Source organism: Rheinheimera sp. B2H12, from assembly GCF_059620065.1.
In genome coordinates this window covers 4,014,472-4,031,122 of the sequence record NZ_CM184363.1, presented here as the reverse complement: position 1 = coordinate 4,031,122, position 16,651 = coordinate 4,014,472, and the positions used below count along the sequence as shown (strand labels likewise).

The following is a 16,651-nucleotide window of genomic DNA, read 5'->3' as shown; positions in this document are numbered from 1 at the left end:
GTCGCCTGGCCGAATCTTCAATAATTTTGGCTATCAGCTAATAACGTTCGGTGATAAAAGCCACCACCTGCTGATACTCGTGATTGACTGCTGCTAAATCAAGGTCAATACCTGGCCAATGCTGTTGCCGGAGGCTGCTGGCCAATTTTTTGCAGCTTTGGCTCAGTGCCAAAGCGCCAATACTTTTGGTCATGGCCTTAAACTGATGTAACACCGTTTCCAGTTCATCGGGCTGGCGCGCTGCGGCATGAGCCGAAAGCCGATTGATGAGGTCCAGACTCTGACTGACAAAATACTGCAAACAGGCCTGATGTTGCTGCGGATCCGGTCCGAGAAAATTCGCGATGGTGGTAAAACAAATCGGCGACAGCTGACTGACAGTCGCGACTGCTGCAGTTGACTCCGGCGCAGCTTGCAGGCTGGAGTGCGGCAGCCACAGCTGCAACAGTTGCTGCAGTTTTGCTAATTCCACCGGTTTAGTCAGATAACCATCCATGCCGATACTGAGGCATTTTTGTTCTTCGCCTTTGAGCGCATTCGCCGTGATAGCAATGATCCGGGTGTAATCCTGCCGCGAGTCTGCCATCAGTGCAGCTTCACGCCTGATACTGGTCGCCAGTTCATAACCACTGAGCATCGGCATATGTAAATCAGTCAGCAGCAGCGGATAATGATACAACCGCCATTTTTCCAGGGCTTGCTGGCCATCAGTGGCCACGTCAGCGGTATAACCAAGTGCTTCTAATTGCGCCAGCAACACTTGCCGGTTCATGTCGTTGTCTTCAGCCAATAAAATCAGTTGTCGTGTTGCCAGCGCTTGCTGACGCTCTGGCACCGGCAACAGGTTAGTGACAAGGTTGCTGACGGCTGAGGGCTGCAACCGGCCGCTTGCCAGCAGCACAGCTTCGTACAATTGACTGCGGCACAAGGGCGCGCAGTGCAGATGTTGTAACCGCGGGTGCAGGCTTTCACCAAGTTCAGGCTTGTTGCTGAGTAGGATGATGGTGATTGGTCGCCCGGTCAGCAGTTGCCACAGCAGTTCCTGCTCAAATGGCGTATCTGTCGCCTGCAATAGCCAAATTTCGCTCTGCTGTGCTTGCAAAGATTCTGCCAGCGCCTGCCATTGCTGTGGATCGTCCGGCAGCAATTGCAAGCTGGCACCAGCGTAGCTCAGGTAGCTTTGCATATCCGCGGCAGACAACGGCTGTGGGCAAAATAATCTTAATTGCAGACCGGCCAGCAGTTGCGGATCGGTCGGCTGGCTTTGATGGCTGCGGCGCAACGGAATTTGCAGCATAAAGCAACTGCCGGCGCCGACTGTGCTTTGCACCTGAATTTCGCCATACATCAGCGCAGCCAGCCGCTGACAAATCGACAGTCCCAATCCGGTGCCGCCAAAATGCCGGGTAATTGAATCATCGGCCTGATGAAAAGGCTGAAAGATTAGCTGCAATTGGCGCGCAGACATGCCTTTGCCATTATCGCTGACACTGATTTGCACCTGACAGGCATCATGCTGGCTGCTGAGTAACTCAGCCCGGATCTGCACCTGACCGAGCCGGGCGCTGCTGCTGTGGGTAAACTTGATGGCATTCCCTGCCAGGTTATATAAAATTTGCCGCAGTCGCACCGGATCGCCAATCAGGCCATCGGGGATGGCAGGGTCGACATAAATATGAAAGTCCAGTTGGCGCTGATAAGCCATCGACACCAGGATGCGACCGACCGCTTCAATGGTATCGTTCAGCGATAACGGGATGGCTTCCAGCTCCAGTTTACCGGCCTCAATTTTGGAAAAGTCCAGAATATCATCCAGGATATGCAAAAGGGCAAAAGACGAATCACGGATAGTGTCCGTCATCCGCAATTGCGCCGCCGCCAGTGGGGTTTTGCGCAATAAATCTATGGTGCCGATAATGCCATTCATCGGGGTGCGAATTTCATGGCTCATGGTGGCCAGAAAAGTGGATTTGGCTGCACTGGCTTTTTCCGCATGCTGGCGGGCACTTTCCAGTGCATCAGTGCGTTGCCGTAATGTCAGCGCCTGTTGCTGTAACTGGCTGGTATGCTGTTGGCTTTGTTGCTGATTCAGTTGTTGCAGTTGGGCTAATTTTTTCAGCAGTTGATTAAACTGGTTGATCACAGGCTGCAGTGGCGCCGCGTCTGGCGGCAGATGCAGACTGCCATGATAATGTTCTTGTTGCAGTACAGTGTCCAGTTCCTGCTGTAACTGACGCAATGGCCGGTTGCACCTTTGAGCCAGCCACCAGGCCGCCAGGGCCGCCAGCGCCAGTGAGGGCAAGGTCAGCCATAACATGCTGCGCAGCCAGCCTGGCCATGCCGTGGTTTGTTGTCGTTGCACCAGCATCAGTTGTCCGAGTAATTGATCTTTAGCCCGCACTGGCAGTAACTGCACCTGAAAGCCGCGTTGCTGCTCTGGTGCTAATAGCGCCGCTTCAACCGAAAAGTCAGACAATGAGACGGTATTGCGGTAAATCTGTGTCGGCGTGGTCTGGGCCTGGATAAAAAAAGCGCCGATGCCAAATTCTGCCGGGTTCATCAGTTGCAACAACTGATTAGGTTCAAGTGCCGGCTGCGCCTGCAGCAGTGCCACCAAGGCTTGCGCCTGCAATTCAGCTTGTGCCGCCAGCGGCGGGCGTTGTTTTGAGTCAATCGGGTGCAAGAGGCTCAGCAGCAAGCTTTGCAGCACCAGCAGCAACAATGTTAATAGCGTAAAATAACGCAGAAATACTGGGGTATAACTTGGTTTTTGCATCCGATACGGCCAGAAACAGGCAATGACCTTGATTTTAGTTGTTTTTTGTCGGCATACCAGATACCAGGGTGAAATTAACCAAGGCTGGCGAGTGTAGAACTAATCGCTTTTGTCCACCAACGACCAGATTCAGGTGCAAAATTGCCACTAAACAGGCTTTTTTTCAGCGTTTTGTTCAAGTTCTAAGCTGTCGAGCAGGCTTTTCGAAAAAAATGTTGACTTGATCCGGCAAAATCCGTTTAATACGCCACGTTGCCCAGATAGCTCAGTCGGTAGAGCAGCGGATTGAAAATCCGCGTGTCGGTGGTTCGATTCCGCCTCTGGGCACCATAAATTTTGGTGTATTGAAATAGCTTGTTGTTCTGCAGCAAATCAACTCTCAGTATCACCCGGTGTTCGCTTCAGCTGACATTGCCGCTTTAGCTCAGTTGGTAGAGCAACTGACTTGTAATCAGTAGGTCATCCGTTCGACTCGGATAAGCGGCACCATTTGAAGATAAGTTTTGCCCAGATAGCTCAGTCGGTAGAGCAGCGGATTGAAAATCCGCGTGTCGGTGGTTCGATTCCGCCTCTGGGCACCATAAACAGTAAGCCCCGCAAGCAATTGCGGGGCTTTTTGTTTTACTCGGGTTTGGTTTTTGTCAGCGACATTCTTATCAGTAATGCTGCTTGGCGTCAGTGTTACTGCACAGCCCAATGTCCGTCGTGTCCCCATCAGCCCCGGCCTGGTAACCGGAGCTGATTGTGGCGGGCTCTATGCACCAGTTGCGTGGGTTTCGCGCTGCATCAGCAAGCTAAGCGCGCAGGGCAGTACTGTCAGCGTCAGGATGGTGGCGGCAAATAAACCACCAATAATGGCATAGGCCATCGGTCCCCAGAACACCTGGCTGGCAATTGGCAGCATCCCCAGGATCGCGGCAGCCGCGGTCAGTAAAATAGGTCTGGCGCGGTGGCGGGTCGCGGCCATAATAGCCTCATCCCGGCTCATTCCGGCGGCAACATTGCTGTCGACTTCACTGATCAGGATCACCGCATTACGGATAATCATCCCAGCCAGCGCGATCACCCCCAGCAACGCCACAAAACCCATAGGCGTCCCGGTTGGCAACATCGCCAGCACAATACCAATCAGACCAAAAGGGGCTGTGATAAAAGCCAGCAGCGTGCGGGACAGGCGCTTGAGCTGGATCATCAGCAGCACCAGCATCACCAGCATAGTGACAGGTAATACCGCAAACACTGAAGCATTGCCTTTTTCCGACTCAGCCGCAGCTCCGCCAATCTCCAACTGATAACCGGCTGGCAGCTGTGCACTGAAGGTGTTGACTGCCGGCGCCAGACTTTCAACCACCGCCTTTGCTGTCATGTCTGGGGCAATATCAGCCTGCACTGTGATAAAAGCTTGCCGTTGCCGGCGCCAAATCATCGGATCACTCAGGGTATAACTGACTTTGGCGATCTGACGCAGCGGTACAGCACGGCCATCCGCGGTGCGGATTTGCAAATTGGTGATGGTCGCCAGATCGGCGCGTTCATTGCTTTGCCCCCGCACCACCACATTCACCAGCCGCTTGCCATCCCGCACTGAGGTCAGCGTCTGACCAGAGAAAATAGTGGCCAGCGCTGTAGCGACATCTTCAGAACTGAAACCGGCAGCCCTGGCTTCGGTCTGATTGACTTCCACCAGCACACTGCGCTCCGGCTCGCCAGCAGTCATATTGACGTCCCGGCTGTGCGGATTGTTGCCAATAATGGCACTCAGCGCCAGAGCCTGGGTCCGCACCACGTCGATATCGGGCCCCATCACGCGGTATTTCAGTGGCCAGCCCACCGGTGGACCCAGTTCCAGCGGCGACACCCGTACCACGAGATCACTAAATTGTTGCCGGATCAGGCTGTCCAACCGCTGACGGACCGCATCACGCTCGGCCAGACCCTTGGTCACCACCACGATTTGTGCCACATGTTCATGACTGAGCAGCACATCCATCGGAAGATAGAAGCGGATGGCACCGGTGCCGATATAGCTGGAAAAATAGGCGACATCCTGATCGGCGCGCAGCACTTGTTCCAGTTCGGCGGTGCGGCGGGCGGTTTCAGTCTGCGCACTGTTTTGTGGTAAGTTGATACTGATTAACAGTTCAGGCCGGTCTGATGCCGGGAAAAACTCTTCCTGCAACTGCGAACTGCCAACCAGTGCCAGCCCAAAGAGTGCCAGCGCCAGTACAATACTTTGACCACGCTGGCGCAGCGCTGTGGCCAAAAGCCTGTCATAAGCCTGAGCCATAGCACCGGGCGCCGGATGACTGGCGCCGGGCGTGGCTTTTAACAGCCAGACCCCAAGCAGTGGCGAAAACAGTACTGCGACTATCCATGAACTGAGTAGCGCAATCAGCACCACCATAAATAACGAGAAGCAATATTCCCCAGCGCTGGATGAGGCAAAACCAACCGGAATAAAACCGGCAATCATCACCAGGGTGCCGGTCAGCATTGGAAATGCGGTCGTTTCATAGGCATAAGTGGCAGCCCGGCGCAAATCCCAGCCAGCCTCCAGCCGTGACACCATGGCTTCGACGGTGATCATGGCATCATCCACCAACAAACCCAGTGCAATGATCAGCGCGCCCAGTGAAATCCGTTGCAGGCCGATATCAGCCAGTTCCATGCCAACAAAGGTCATCGCCAGCACGACAGGCACCGAGACTGCAACCACCAAACCGGCGCGGGTTCCCAGCGATACAAAAGACACGGCCAGCACAATGACGATAGCTTCCATCAGCACCTTGATAAAACCACCGACGGCGTCTTTCACCACCGCCGACTGATCGGCGACCACATGCATCTCAATACCATGTGGCAGATCCTGTGCCAGTTGTTGCATCGTGCTGCGAATGGCCTGACCAAATTCCAGCATATTGCCGGTCGGCGCCATTGAAATGGCCAGCCCCAGCGCTTTTTCGCCATTCACTTTAAACAATGGCGCTGGTGGCTCTGCCAGTTGTCTGGACACTGTGGCTATCTCAGACAAAGCGACAAAACGGTCGCCTAGTCGTAAGGTGATATCGCGGATACTCTGCTCAGAGGTAAAAGCACCGCTGACCCGCAGGCTGATGCGCTCCTGTTCGGTTCGCACCACGCCGGTGGGCGTCACAGCATTTTGCGCCTGAATACTTTGCATCACCTGGGCTGGATCCAACCCAAGCCCTGCCATCCGGCGCGGCGAAAATTCGACCACAATTTGCTCTTCTTCCACGCCGAGCATGTCAATTTTGCCAACGTTCGGTACTTGTAGCAGCGCTGCCCGCAGATCTTCGACATAGTCTCTGACTTCACGCGGGCTGAAACCGTCGGCGACAAACCCAAAAATGGTGCCAAAAGTGTCGTCAAACTCGTCGTTGACCGCTGGGGGTGAACTCCCTTGCGGCAGGCTGGGCGCCAGATCCTGCATTTTTTTCCGCACTTTGTACCAGATATCCGGCACCATCGCGGGCGGGGTATTGTCTTTCAGCGCCAGAAACACCACAGCTTCGCCGCTTTTGGTATAACTTTCGACAAAATCCAGATAAGGAATTTCCTGCAGCTTTTTCTCAATAGGTTCGGTCAGCAAATTCATCGTGTCGAGGACGGTGGCACCTGGCCAGCCAGCGGACACTACTGCGGTTTTGATGGTAAAGGCCGGATCTTCATTGCGCGGTAATCGATCATAACTGAGCACACCGCAGACCATCACCACCAGCAGTAAAAATGCCACCAGTTGCTGATTGGCCAGCGCCCAGGCCGACAGATTAAAACCGCCCTGGGTTGCCTGGGTCTGATGCTGAGTGAGCTTCATGCTTTTGGCTCCGTCAGCAGTCGTACTGTCATACCTGGTCGTAATTTAGCCACTCCGGCAATCACGACTTGTTCGCCGCCGTTCAGCCCTGTACTGATCACCACGTCCTGCTCGGTATAACGGCTGATGCTGACGGGTTTCAGTTGCAACTGCGAGCTCTGCGGATCTACCACATAGACGGCAGGTTCTGTGCCAGCTCTGGTCAGCGCTGAGGCTGGGATCAGCACGACATCAGAAGCCGGTTTATCGATACTGCCCTGCACAGTGGCACCAAAACCAAAGGCAGCTGGCGGTTGTTCCAGTTTGACTCTGACCCGGATGGTGCGGGTGACCGGATCGGCCACCGGACTGACATCGCGGATTTGACCTACCGCCTGAATGCTTGGATCGGACAACAGCGTTACCAGCACTTGTGGCTGGCCTTGGTGGCTGTGGATCAAGCTTTCAGAGACATCAAAAACAGCATCGCGGCCAGATAAGGATGCTAAACGAACGATTTCCTGACCGGCACTGACCACCTGACCCGGATTGGCTGTGACTGCGGATACGATGCCATCGCTCTGGGCGGTCAGACGGGTAAAGCTGAGTCGATCTCGGGCGCTGGTCACATTGGCTTCTGCACTCTGGCGGGCTGACAAACTGGCTTCATACTCTGATTTGGCTTGTTCCAGCTGTGCTGCCGATACTGCACCACCGGGTGACAATTGTTGTAATCGGTTAAAATTGGATTGTGCCAGTTTTTCCGCACTGACCGCGCTGTCGAACTGGGCTTTGACGGCTTTGAGCTGATTATCACTATCACTGGGATCTAAAGTGGCAATCACAGCACCGGCTTTGACCACAGCCCCAACGTCCACCAGCCGCTGCACCAGTCGGCCATCGATGCGAAAACCAAGGCTGGTTTCTTCGGACGGTCTGATTTCACCGGTTTGCACCAGCTTTTCGGCTGCACTGCCAGCGCTGACCAGGATGGTCTTCACCGGTCTGATGCTTTCAGTGACAACTGGCGGTGCTTCGGAGCAACCACTGAGAGCCAGGAAGGTGGCACAAAAAGTGACTATTGCCGTCAGCGACTGCATGGAGCGCCACCAGGCTGGGGTGGGGCATGACAGACTGGAAAACACAAACATAACAACTCCTCAAGGTAAACCGCCGCTGGCGGCAGATGGCAAATCCGTTTGAAAACATCAGTGTTGTCGTGCAACTGCTGGCATGCCGTGATTGTCAGTCCCGACTGTTGCAGTTATGCAGGATAACGTTGGCAAAATTCTGTCCAGCCGGCAGCAAGCAATTTTTTCGCCTGTTCAAGGGTGTTGCGACCTTCAATCGGCGTTTGCGCCAACGCCAGCCGTGAACCGGCAATAGCAAAGTGTAGCAACAGGTTCAGACTGCTATGTAAATCAGCACTGGCCCCGGCCGGAAAAAATGGTGCCGCCACTTCACAAAACACCGCCAGATGCCGGGCTGTATCCTGTTGATCCAGGTCTTGCATTTCTTTATCGGTGGCGGTGCCTGCCCAGATATCACGCACCACGGGATCATCGCGAAACAGCTGATAATGCAGTTCCAGTACCTGCAGAAATAGTGCACTCAGTTCAGCCCTGCTGTTGACGGGGGCGGCAAAAACCCCGGCCAGCCGCTGCTGAAAGATCTCGACATAATGTTGCCCCAGTGCCAGCACTATGGCTTGTTTATTCCGGTAGTACTGATACATCGAACCCGGTGTCACCCCGGCCAGGCTGGCAATTTCACTGATGGTCAGATTCGCGCAGCCTTTTTGCAAAATAATGCTGCTGGCAGCCTGCAGAATTTGATCGCGGCGTTGTTTGCTACGTTCTTGTTTGGGTTGGCGCACACTTAGATCCTGCAATTTGTTTGTCATGGCTGTAAACCTGAAAATTTTTAACATTTTAAGCGGCGGTGAAGCCGTAGGCAATAATAATCTGAAACTTATTCAGCTTTTATTGTCATCTGGTTGCAATGCATTATCGGCAAACTGTCGGGTGTTAACGGATGATTTAGACCTCTGGCTGTCTTTGCTGCTGTTCTTTGTCATCACGCTGTATTGACCTGAGGTTGCTGATGAGTGCAGTTGGTGTTGGATTGTCGTTGCCATTATCTGAGGCTGTTGCCGCGCGTTTGACAACCAGCGAGCAAGCGGCTGCATTGACAGTCGCCACTTTGCCGCCACAGCGTCCGGCGCTGAATATGACCCAGTTATTCCAGCAGCACTTCGCTGGTTTATGCGGGTTTTTATACCGTTTATATGGCGCCGGTCCACCAGAGCCGGAAGATGTGGCGCAAGAAGCCTTCTCGGTACTGAGCGGATTAAAAGACAGCAGTCATATCGAACAGCCAAAAGCCTTCTTATATAAAGTGGCGATCAATATTGCGCTGAAAGCGCGGCGCACCAATCAACAGATGCCCATCAAAGTTCCGGTCGAAACGCTGGATCTGCTGTTATCAGAGGCGGCCGATCCGGAACAACACTTACAACAACAGCAAGGCTTACAGCAAATTGCCACGGCCATCGCTGGTTTGACGGAAAAACAACGTTTTATTTTATTGGCGAGCCGGATCCAAGGCAAAACCTATAGCCAGATTGCCGCTCAAACCGGTTGGAGTCTGGCCGATATCAGCCGGCAACTGCATCAGGTGCTGGATTTGCTGTTAAAAGTGACAGAGATGTCAGCAAATGAGGCTCCATTGCAGCCACAGCCAGCCCAGGGAGTGGAGGCATAATGCCACATACCGCGCATGAAGCGCAGGTTCGTCAGCAAGCCAAAGACTGGTTTGTCCGGCTGAATTCAGGTGAAACAGAAGCCTGCACCCAGGCACAATTTCAACAGTGGTTGCACAGCTCAGCTTTGCATGCCGAGGCTTTTGCCGCTATTGCCAAGCTGTGGCAACAGTTGGGGATGAGTGATGCGGTGATTGACGCTGCTATCGAGTACCAGGCGCAACTGGCACAACAGCGCTGGCAATCAGAGCCTGCCGGCCAGGTGCTTGCGGCCACTACAAGTGTTGCCAGGCAAACCTGGCGTCATCATACTACCAGCCGTTGGCTCAGCGGGTTGGCCGCCACAGCTTTGCTATTTAGCTGTTGGTACTGGCTGCCATCAGCGCCCAATGCTCCGGCACAGCTGATGTATCAAAGCGCGGTTGCTCAGGTGCAACAGCTGCAGTTACCGGATGGCTCGGCGGTCACTTTAGCGCCGGACAGCCAGTTTGATCTCAGCCTGAGTGCCGGACAGCGTCAGGTGAACCTGCAACGAGGCCAGGCCATGTTTGCCGTGGCGCATCTGGCAGACAGTCGTTTTGTGGTGCAGGCCGGTCAGACTGAAATTACGGTGACCGGTACCCGCTTTGTCGTCAGCCGCTTGGCGGAGGGCGTGCAGATTGCTGTGTTACAAGGTTCGGTACTGGTCGGGGCACGCGGTGCGGCCAGTCCAATGGTATTACAAGGTGGCGAGCAAATTGTCACTGCTGCCGATGGTCAGCCAATTGGCGACAAAACTCAGTTACCGCTCGATTATCTGCCGGATTGGGTGTCAGGCCAGCTGCGTTTCCAGCAGGCGACACTGCCGGACTTTTTGTTGGCCCTGCAGCCTTATCTGCACAAAAAAATTGTCTTTAACACAGCGGACCTGTCTGACCTGCAGATCAGTACTGCGCTGACCGCCAGTCAGGCTGAGACCATACTGCAAAGTTTACCTGCCGCTTACCCTTTGCAATTAATTGAAACTGAACAGGAATTTCAACTGCTGCTGGTGCCGGACTCACGCTATTAGTCCGGCACCGTCAGACTGCAACTATCAATCCGTTTGTGAAGCTTTGATGAAGCTTGTATTTGTCCTGAAAAACTTCGTGTTGTATTGCCTCTTTATTCCGACAGTCGACTGCAATGCTGTTTTTTCTTGCATCGCTCCTGACGGAGCTTAATCAACGGAGTCTGAAATGAAGATGTTCTCGAACCCGCTTGGGCAACCTGCGCTCAAACCATTGGCCTGTGCTGTGACGCTGGCACTGAGCAGTTTGCTGGCGCTGCCAGTGCTGGCGACTGAGGTTGCTGCCAATGAGTGGCAAATCACTGCGGTGGATTTAACCACGGCACTGCATCAGTTGTCGTATCAGAGTGGCCAGATCATTATTGCGCCGGGCCGGTTGGTCGGCCAACAACAGGTGACACCTTTTGCCGGTACCATGTCATTGCCCGCGGCGTTGCAACAGCTGTTGCAGGGCACTGGTTTGCTGGCGGTACGCCAGCCCAACGGCAGTTATGTGATCCAGCAGCAACCAGGCAACCAGGTGGCAACCGACAGCCAGCCAAAAGCTGTTCGTCAGACCAGTAGCACAGTACCGATGGAAGTGATCATGGTCACTGCCAGTAAAAGAGCCAGCAGTGTGCTGGACGTGGCCGCCTCCATGGCGGTGCTCAGTGCCGAGCAGTTAAAAGATGCCGGTGTGAAAGATTTCAGTGGCTTGTTCCAGGCGGTGCCTGGGGTGTCCATTAACTCGGCTTTTGGCGGTCCGCAAAACAGTTTTATCACCATTCGCGGTATTGGTGGCGCCGATGACTATAAACCCAATGGTAACCCATCGGTGGCACTGCATGTCGATGGTATTTATCAGACGTCGAATGCTTATCTGGCGATGCCGCTGTTTGATATTGAACGGCTGGAAGTGCTCAAAGGCCCGCAAGGTACTTTGTATGGCCGCAATACCACGGCTGGTACTATTAATGCGATCACCCGTAAACCCGGTACCGAATTTGACGGTTATGCCAGCGTCGATTATGGCAGCCATCAGGCCACCAGCGCGGAAGCCGCTTTTGGTGGTGCCGTCACAGACCAGCTTGGGCTGCGGCTGGCGGTAAAAATGGAGCAGGGCGGTGGTTATATGACCGGCATGGGCGCTGGCCGTTTTGCCGGTTTTGCACCCAAAGGCTTTGAAAAACAGATCCCGGCCATTCAGGATCCTGGTCAGCGCGATGGTTTTGGCGATAAGGACTTGTTTGCACTGCGGGCGACCTCTGTCTATCAGTTCAGTAGCGCGACTGAATTAACCCTGCGGTATTTTTTCAGCGCAGATCAAGGCGATACTTTGCAATATGATCGCATTGCTTATGATGCCGAAAACAGCGCCGGTAAGCTGAAAAACGCCGGTGAAGACAGCGATCCGTACCGTTTTTACTCTGATGAATATTATCGTCACGATATCAGCATTTCAGGAGTGCAGGCCGAGCTGGAGCATCAACTGTCCGCTGATTTGCAATTAAATACCTTATTGGGCCATCAGCAAAGCGATCGCAAAATGGGCGGTAATGGCGATGGTACGCCTTATCAGGCCTATAAGTATTTGTTTGATGAGGCATTATCACAGTCGTCGCTGGAAATTCGCTTCAGTGACAGTACTGGCGGTGATTTTGACTGGCTGGCAGGGGCGTTTTTAGTCACTGATACCGTTGATTTTCAAAGTGATTGGACCAGTTTTGATGTGCGCTCGGTGTATCGCTCGCCTTATCAGCAAAGTCGCAACAGCGCGGCGTTATTTTCCAATCTGGACTGGTATGCCGGCAATGACTGGAAACTGTCGGCCGGACTGAGGTTTACCCACGATAATGCCAAATTCAGTGGTCACAATCAGGATTTAAATCCCTGGGGCACTTCGATTTATAGCACAGTGTTTAAATCGCCCAGCTATTTTAGCTGGGATCGGGATTTTTCCGACCAAAATCTGTCGGCCAAATTAACAGCGCAATATTATCTGACCGACAGCAGTAATCTATATGCATCGGTCAGTAACGGTTATCGTGGCGGCGGTTTTGATGGCACCTCGATTTTTTCACTGGAGGAAACCATGCCTTTTGATTCGGAAACTGTGGTGGCGCTGGAAGCCGGTTACCGTTATAGCGGGGATGTGCTGAATGCCAGCCTGGATGCTTTTGGTTATAATTTCAAAGAAATGCAGGCGACCACCCGTTTATCCAATGATACCAATGGTCGCGCTAACGTCGGGGCGGCCGAGGTGCGCGGACTGGAAGCTGCCTTGTCGGCGACGCTGTGGCGCAATGGCTGGCAGCAGTTAGCGCTGGATACTGCGGTCAGCTTTGTTAAATCAGAAATCACTGAGTTCAGTTCCAACCGGATCAGCGAAGTGACTAATACCATTGGCGATCAACTGCCGGGCGCGCCAGAGCTGACCTATCAGCTGACGCTGGCGCATCAATACAGTTTTAGCGATGGTTCGGCGCTGCGCAGCCGGTTGAGCTATCAGTATCACGATGAAGAGTCAAACCGGCTCAATGCCGAAGCTGGCAATATCACGCCTGCTTATGGTTTGGTTAATTTACATTTGGACTGGCAATACAATGAATCGCTGTTGTGGTATCTGTATGGCCGTAATATCACCGATAAAGTGTACTTTCTAGAGCTGAATGCCGGCAGCCGGCTGGTTGGTGCACCGGCAAGTTATGGCCTGGGCGTGAAGTATAGTTTCTAAATTAGATGGATTGTAACCTCGAACACAACGGCAGTGCAGGTGGGCACTGCCGTTGCCTGCTGAGCTGGCTGTCATCTCAACTTGGCGCTGAGATGTTTTTTTGCGTTTTTTTCCTGCCATTCTATTTTGTTCAGTTATTGCTAAAACAGTCAATCCGGTCTAAGCTGCGTGCCCTTTTATTTTTGCCAGGTTCAGCGGGCTATCAGTCTGTGGCGGCTATTTTGCGTAACAGCATGCCGAGTGTGACAGATATGATGCACAGCGTGCGTGGCTGAGCTATGGTATGCCATAAGCTTGAATAACTGAGCACAATGCTGGCGGCCGAAAGAGCTTGCAGGCGTTTTGTGATAGCTGTAAATGAGGTAACACGACATGGCAAAAGCAATTATTTTAGTGTTGGACAGTTTTGGTATCGGCAGTGCGCCTGATGCCGACAAATTTGGTGACGCCGGGGCTAATACCTTTGCCAGTATTGCCAGGGCTTTTGCCAATGCCAAGGGCCGGCAACTGGAATTACCTAATTTAGCCAGATTGGGCTTAGTTAAAGCGGCTTTTGCTGCCTCTTCCGAAATGGCTGCTGTCGTCGATCATGAACCTGTCGCCGGTGCTTATGGCTATGCGGCTGAGTTATCCAGCGGCAAAGATACCCCGAGCGGCCATTGGGAAATTGCCGGTGTGCCAGTGTTATTTGACTGGGGTTATTTTCACAGCAAACAACAAAGTTTCCCGCAGGAACTGCTCGATGAATTATGTCGCCGCACTGGTGTGGCTGGTATTCTTGGCAATTGCCATGCCTCTGGCACTGATATTTTAATAAAACTTGGCGATGAGCATGTCCGCAGCGGTTTCCCCATCTGCTACACCTCGGCAGATAGCGTGTTTCAAGTGGCGGCGCATGAACAGCATTTTGGCCTGGAGAAGCTGTATCAGTTTTGCGAAGTGGCGCGTGAGTTGTTAGATCCATACAACATAGGCCGGGTCATCGCACGACCATTTTTAGGCGATTCAGCCAGTACTTATGCCCGCACCGGCAACCGGAAAGATTATTCCGTGTTACCACCGGCGCCAACTTTGCTGGACAAACTGACCGAAAGTGGCGGTACCGTGATTAGTATTGGTAAAATCGCCGACATCTATGCTCATCAGGGCGTGACGAAAGAACTAAAAGCCACAGGTCTGACCGCACTGATGGATACCACGCTGGCGGAATATGCCAAAGCAGGTGATCGCACGCTGATTTTTACCAACCTGGTGGATTTTGACCAGAACTATGGCCATCGTCGTGATCCTATAGGTTATGGCGAAGCTCTGGAATATTTTGACCGTCGTTTAGCTGAGCTCACTACAGTGCTGACGCCTGATACTGTGTTACTGATGACGGCCGATCATGGTTGTGATCCAACCTGGATTGGCACTGAGCATACCCGTGAGTATGTTCCGGTGCTGTTTAGTGGTCCGGCTGTGTTGCCAAAAAATCTTGGTGAGCGTCAGACCTTTGCTGACATGGGTCAGACGCTGGCAGACTTTTTCCAACTGGCGCCACTGGCTTATGGCCAGTCCTTTTTACCGCTGGTACAGAGCCATAACGAATAACCTAACTGAAGAGAAATTTGATGAGTACTCCACATATCAACGCCGCAGCTGGTGCTTTTGCTGAAACCGTTTTAATGCCTGGCGATCCGCTGCGGGCAAAACATATTGCTGATACCTTCCTGACTGATGTTGTTCAGGTCAACACAGTTCGCAATATGTTTGGTTTTACCGGTCACTATCAGGGCAAAAAAGTCAGTGTGATGGGCTCTGGCATGGGTATCCCATCGATGTCAATTTATGCCACTGAGCTGGTGAAGTTCTATGGTGTGAAAAACATTATCCGTATTGGTTCTTGTGGTGGTTTACCACTGTCAGTGAAAGTGCGTGAAGTGGTGATTGCGATGGGAGCCAGCACAGATTCGGCAGTGAATCGTAATCGTCTGCAGGGCATGGATTTTGCTGCTTTAGCCAGTTTTGACTTGCTGGAACGCGCTGTTGCCGCGGCCCGGGCGAAAAATATCGCGGTGAAAGTTGGCAATGTGTTCACTTCTGATCTGTTTTATAACCCAAGCGAAACCCTGTTTGATACGCTGGAAAAATACGGCATTCTGGGTGTTGAGATGGAAGCTGCTGGCCTGTACGGCGTGGCGGCAGAATACGGTATCAATGCCTTATCCATTATGACAGTTTCGGATCATATCCGTACCGGTGAGTCGTTAAGTGCCGATGAACGCCAGACCAGCTTTAACGAAATGGTCGAAATTGCCTTAGCCCTGGCCTAAGCGGAGTCTGAAGATGTCACTGAGCAGTAATAAAATGTTTTATGTGTCCTGGGAAGCGTTTCACCGCGCCACCAAACAATTAGCCAAGCTTTGTCTGGACGGCGGTTATGACAGCATCATCGCGGTCAGTCGTGGTGGACTGGTGCCAGCCGCTATTCTGGCCCGTGAGCTGAATATCCGGGTGGTTGACAGTATTTGTGTGTCGAGCTATGACCATGATCAGCAACGTGAATTACGGATCCTGAAAAACGCCGAAATCGTCGACAGCCCAAAACTGCTGATCGTAGACGATTTGGTCGACACCGGCGAAACCGCCAAAGCGCTACGCGAGCTATTCCCGCAAGCTTGTTTTGTCACTGTGTACGCTAAACCACAGGGCAAACCGCTGGTGGATAAATACGTCACTGATATCGAGCAAGACACCTGGATCCAATTGCCATGGGATATGGAGCTGTCTTACAGCAAGCCGTTAGCAGAGCAGTGATGCTTTGATGCTGCTGTGCTGGCAGCATGGCAGCTTTGGCCGGTGTTGCAGCCGGCGGTTGCTGTTTTCTGGAGCCGTGACAACGGCTGGTGTTTTTTAAGCTTGCAGCTAAGTGCTTTATTTTTCTAGCTTGCCGCTAGCATGCTTTGAAAAGCTTTCGCCGTTGGCGAGTTCCTTTCTTTTGCTTCGCCAAAAGAAAGGAACCAAAGAAAAGGCGACCCCGGATCGCTCGAAAGCCCGCAATAAAATCAATAGTTTGAGGCGCTGGCGCAACTCGCAGTTCGCTAGCGTCGAACTGCTCAAACACTCGCCAGCTTAAAACCTCAAACCATTGATTTTAAAGCGGCTCGCTAAACGGGGCCAAAAGCTTACTTTGTGTGAAAAGCGGAAATTTGTTCCAAACATGCGATTGTTATGAACTGTAACCCAAAAGTTGAAGATCGATTTTCAAGCCCTGTCGTGTCTTTACTGCTACATAGAAAGCCTTATTAAGAGCATCTACTAATTTTTCCTCTCTAGGGTCTAACTCCCTTACGGCATAATGCCCAAAAGTAAGCTCATACAATCGCTGCCTTTCGTTCGAGCGTCCTTCGAAATAATCTATAAGCCAATTCAACTGCGCTTCGATAGATTCTCTTAAATGTGGTAGTAACGCGTCAGGGCATTCTGACAAAGTTGCTAGAGCCTCTCTGCAAACAGCTGCCTTTACATCCTCATTACTCAAGGTATTGGGCCTCATA

11 protein-coding genes and 3 tRNA genes are annotated in these 16,651 nt (G+C 52.6%); 9 read left to right on the top strand and 5 right to left on the bottom strand.

The window, feature by feature from the left end; all coding sequences use genetic code 11:
* Positions 1–37 precede the first annotated feature (37 nt).
* Complete coding sequence (locus AC53GJ_RS17310) at positions 38–2,776, bottom strand: hybrid sensor histidine kinase/response regulator (RefSeq protein ID WP_496729584.1); 2,739 nt, start codon at positions 2,774–2,776, stop codon at positions 38–40.
* A 254-nt stretch (positions 2,777–3,030) separates the two neighbouring features.
* Here AC53GJ_RS17310 and AC53GJ_RS17305 point away from each other — a divergent pair.
* The 3 genes from AC53GJ_RS17305 to AC53GJ_RS17295 all read left to right on the top strand — a co-directional run bounded on the left by AC53GJ_RS17305 (position 3,031) and on the right by AC53GJ_RS17295 (position 3,357).
* Positions 3,031–3,106 (top strand) — tRNA-Phe (locus tag AC53GJ_RS17305).
* An 83-nt stretch (positions 3,107–3,189) separates the two neighbouring features.
* Positions 3,190–3,265, top strand: a tRNA-Thr gene (locus AC53GJ_RS17300).
* A gap of 16 nt (positions 3,266–3,281) precedes the next feature.
* Positions 3,282–3,357 (top strand) — tRNA-Phe (locus AC53GJ_RS17295).
* Positions 3,358–3,530: 173 nt separating this feature from the next.
* Here AC53GJ_RS17295 and AC53GJ_RS17290 read toward each other — a convergent pair.
* From AC53GJ_RS17290 to AC53GJ_RS17280, 3 genes are all read right to left on the bottom strand, one after another.
* Positions 3,531–6,611 (bottom strand): efflux RND transporter permease subunit, encoded by a 3,081-nt coding sequence (locus AC53GJ_RS17290; RefSeq protein ID WP_496729583.1) that lies wholly within the window; start codon positions 6,609–6,611, stop codon positions 3,531–3,533.
* Complete coding sequence (locus AC53GJ_RS17285) at positions 6,608–7,741, bottom strand: efflux RND transporter periplasmic adaptor subunit (protein WP_496729581.1); 1,134 nt, start codon at positions 7,739–7,741, stop codon at positions 6,608–6,610. Before AC53GJ_RS17285 ends, AC53GJ_RS17290 begins: the two co-directional genes overlap by 4 nt.
* Positions 7,742–7,854: 113 nt before the next feature.
* Positions 7,855–8,493, bottom strand: coding sequence for a TetR/AcrR family transcriptional regulator (locus AC53GJ_RS17280; RefSeq protein WP_496729580.1), 639 nt, complete (start codon positions 8,491–8,493; stop codon positions 7,855–7,857).
* A gap of 200 nt (positions 8,494–8,693) precedes the next feature.
* Between AC53GJ_RS17280 and AC53GJ_RS17275 the strand changes: the two genes are divergently transcribed.
* The 6 genes from AC53GJ_RS17275 (at position 8,694) to gpt (ending at position 15,911) form a co-directional block, all read left to right on the top strand.
* A complete protein-coding gene (locus tag AC53GJ_RS17275; protein WP_496729579.1) occupies positions 8,694–9,353 on the top strand; it encodes an RNA polymerase sigma factor in 660 nt (219 codons plus the stop codon).
* Positions 9,353–10,402, top strand: coding sequence for a FecR family protein (locus AC53GJ_RS17270; protein WP_496729578.1), 1,050 nt, complete (start codon positions 9,353–9,355; stop codon positions 10,400–10,402). The genes AC53GJ_RS17275 and AC53GJ_RS17270 overlap by 1 nt, the downstream gene beginning before the upstream one ends.
* Positions 10,403–10,568: 166 nt before the next feature.
* A complete protein-coding gene (locus AC53GJ_RS17265; RefSeq protein WP_496729576.1) occupies positions 10,569–13,112 on the top strand; it encodes a TonB-dependent receptor in 2,544 nt (847 codons plus the stop codon).
* Between the two features lie 372 nt (positions 13,113–13,484).
* Positions 13,485–14,705: a phosphopentomutase gene (locus AC53GJ_RS17260; RefSeq protein WP_496729575.1), complete on the top strand. Its 1,221-nt coding sequence runs from the start codon at positions 13,485–13,487 to the stop codon at positions 14,703–14,705.
* Between the two features lie 20 nt (positions 14,706–14,725).
* Positions 14,726–15,427 carry a purine-nucleoside phosphorylase gene (gene deoD, locus AC53GJ_RS17255; protein ID WP_496729574.1) on the top strand — a complete coding sequence of 234 codons (702 nt, stop codon included), beginning with the start codon at positions 14,726–14,728 and terminating at the stop codon, positions 15,425–15,427.
* A 13-nt stretch (positions 15,428–15,440) separates the two neighbouring features.
* Positions 15,441–15,911, top strand: coding sequence for a xanthine phosphoribosyltransferase (gpt, locus tag AC53GJ_RS17250; protein ID WP_496729573.1), 471 nt, complete (start codon positions 15,441–15,443; stop codon positions 15,909–15,911).
* 412 nt (positions 15,912–16,323) lie between these two features.
* On the opposite strand, the gene AC53GJ_RS17245 is transcribed toward gpt, so the two are convergent.
* Entirely contained in the window at positions 16,324–16,650 is a 327-nt protein-coding gene (locus AC53GJ_RS17245) for an immunity protein Tsi6 family protein (RefSeq protein ID WP_496729572.1), read from the bottom strand.
* Position 16,651: the final 1 nt, after the last annotated feature.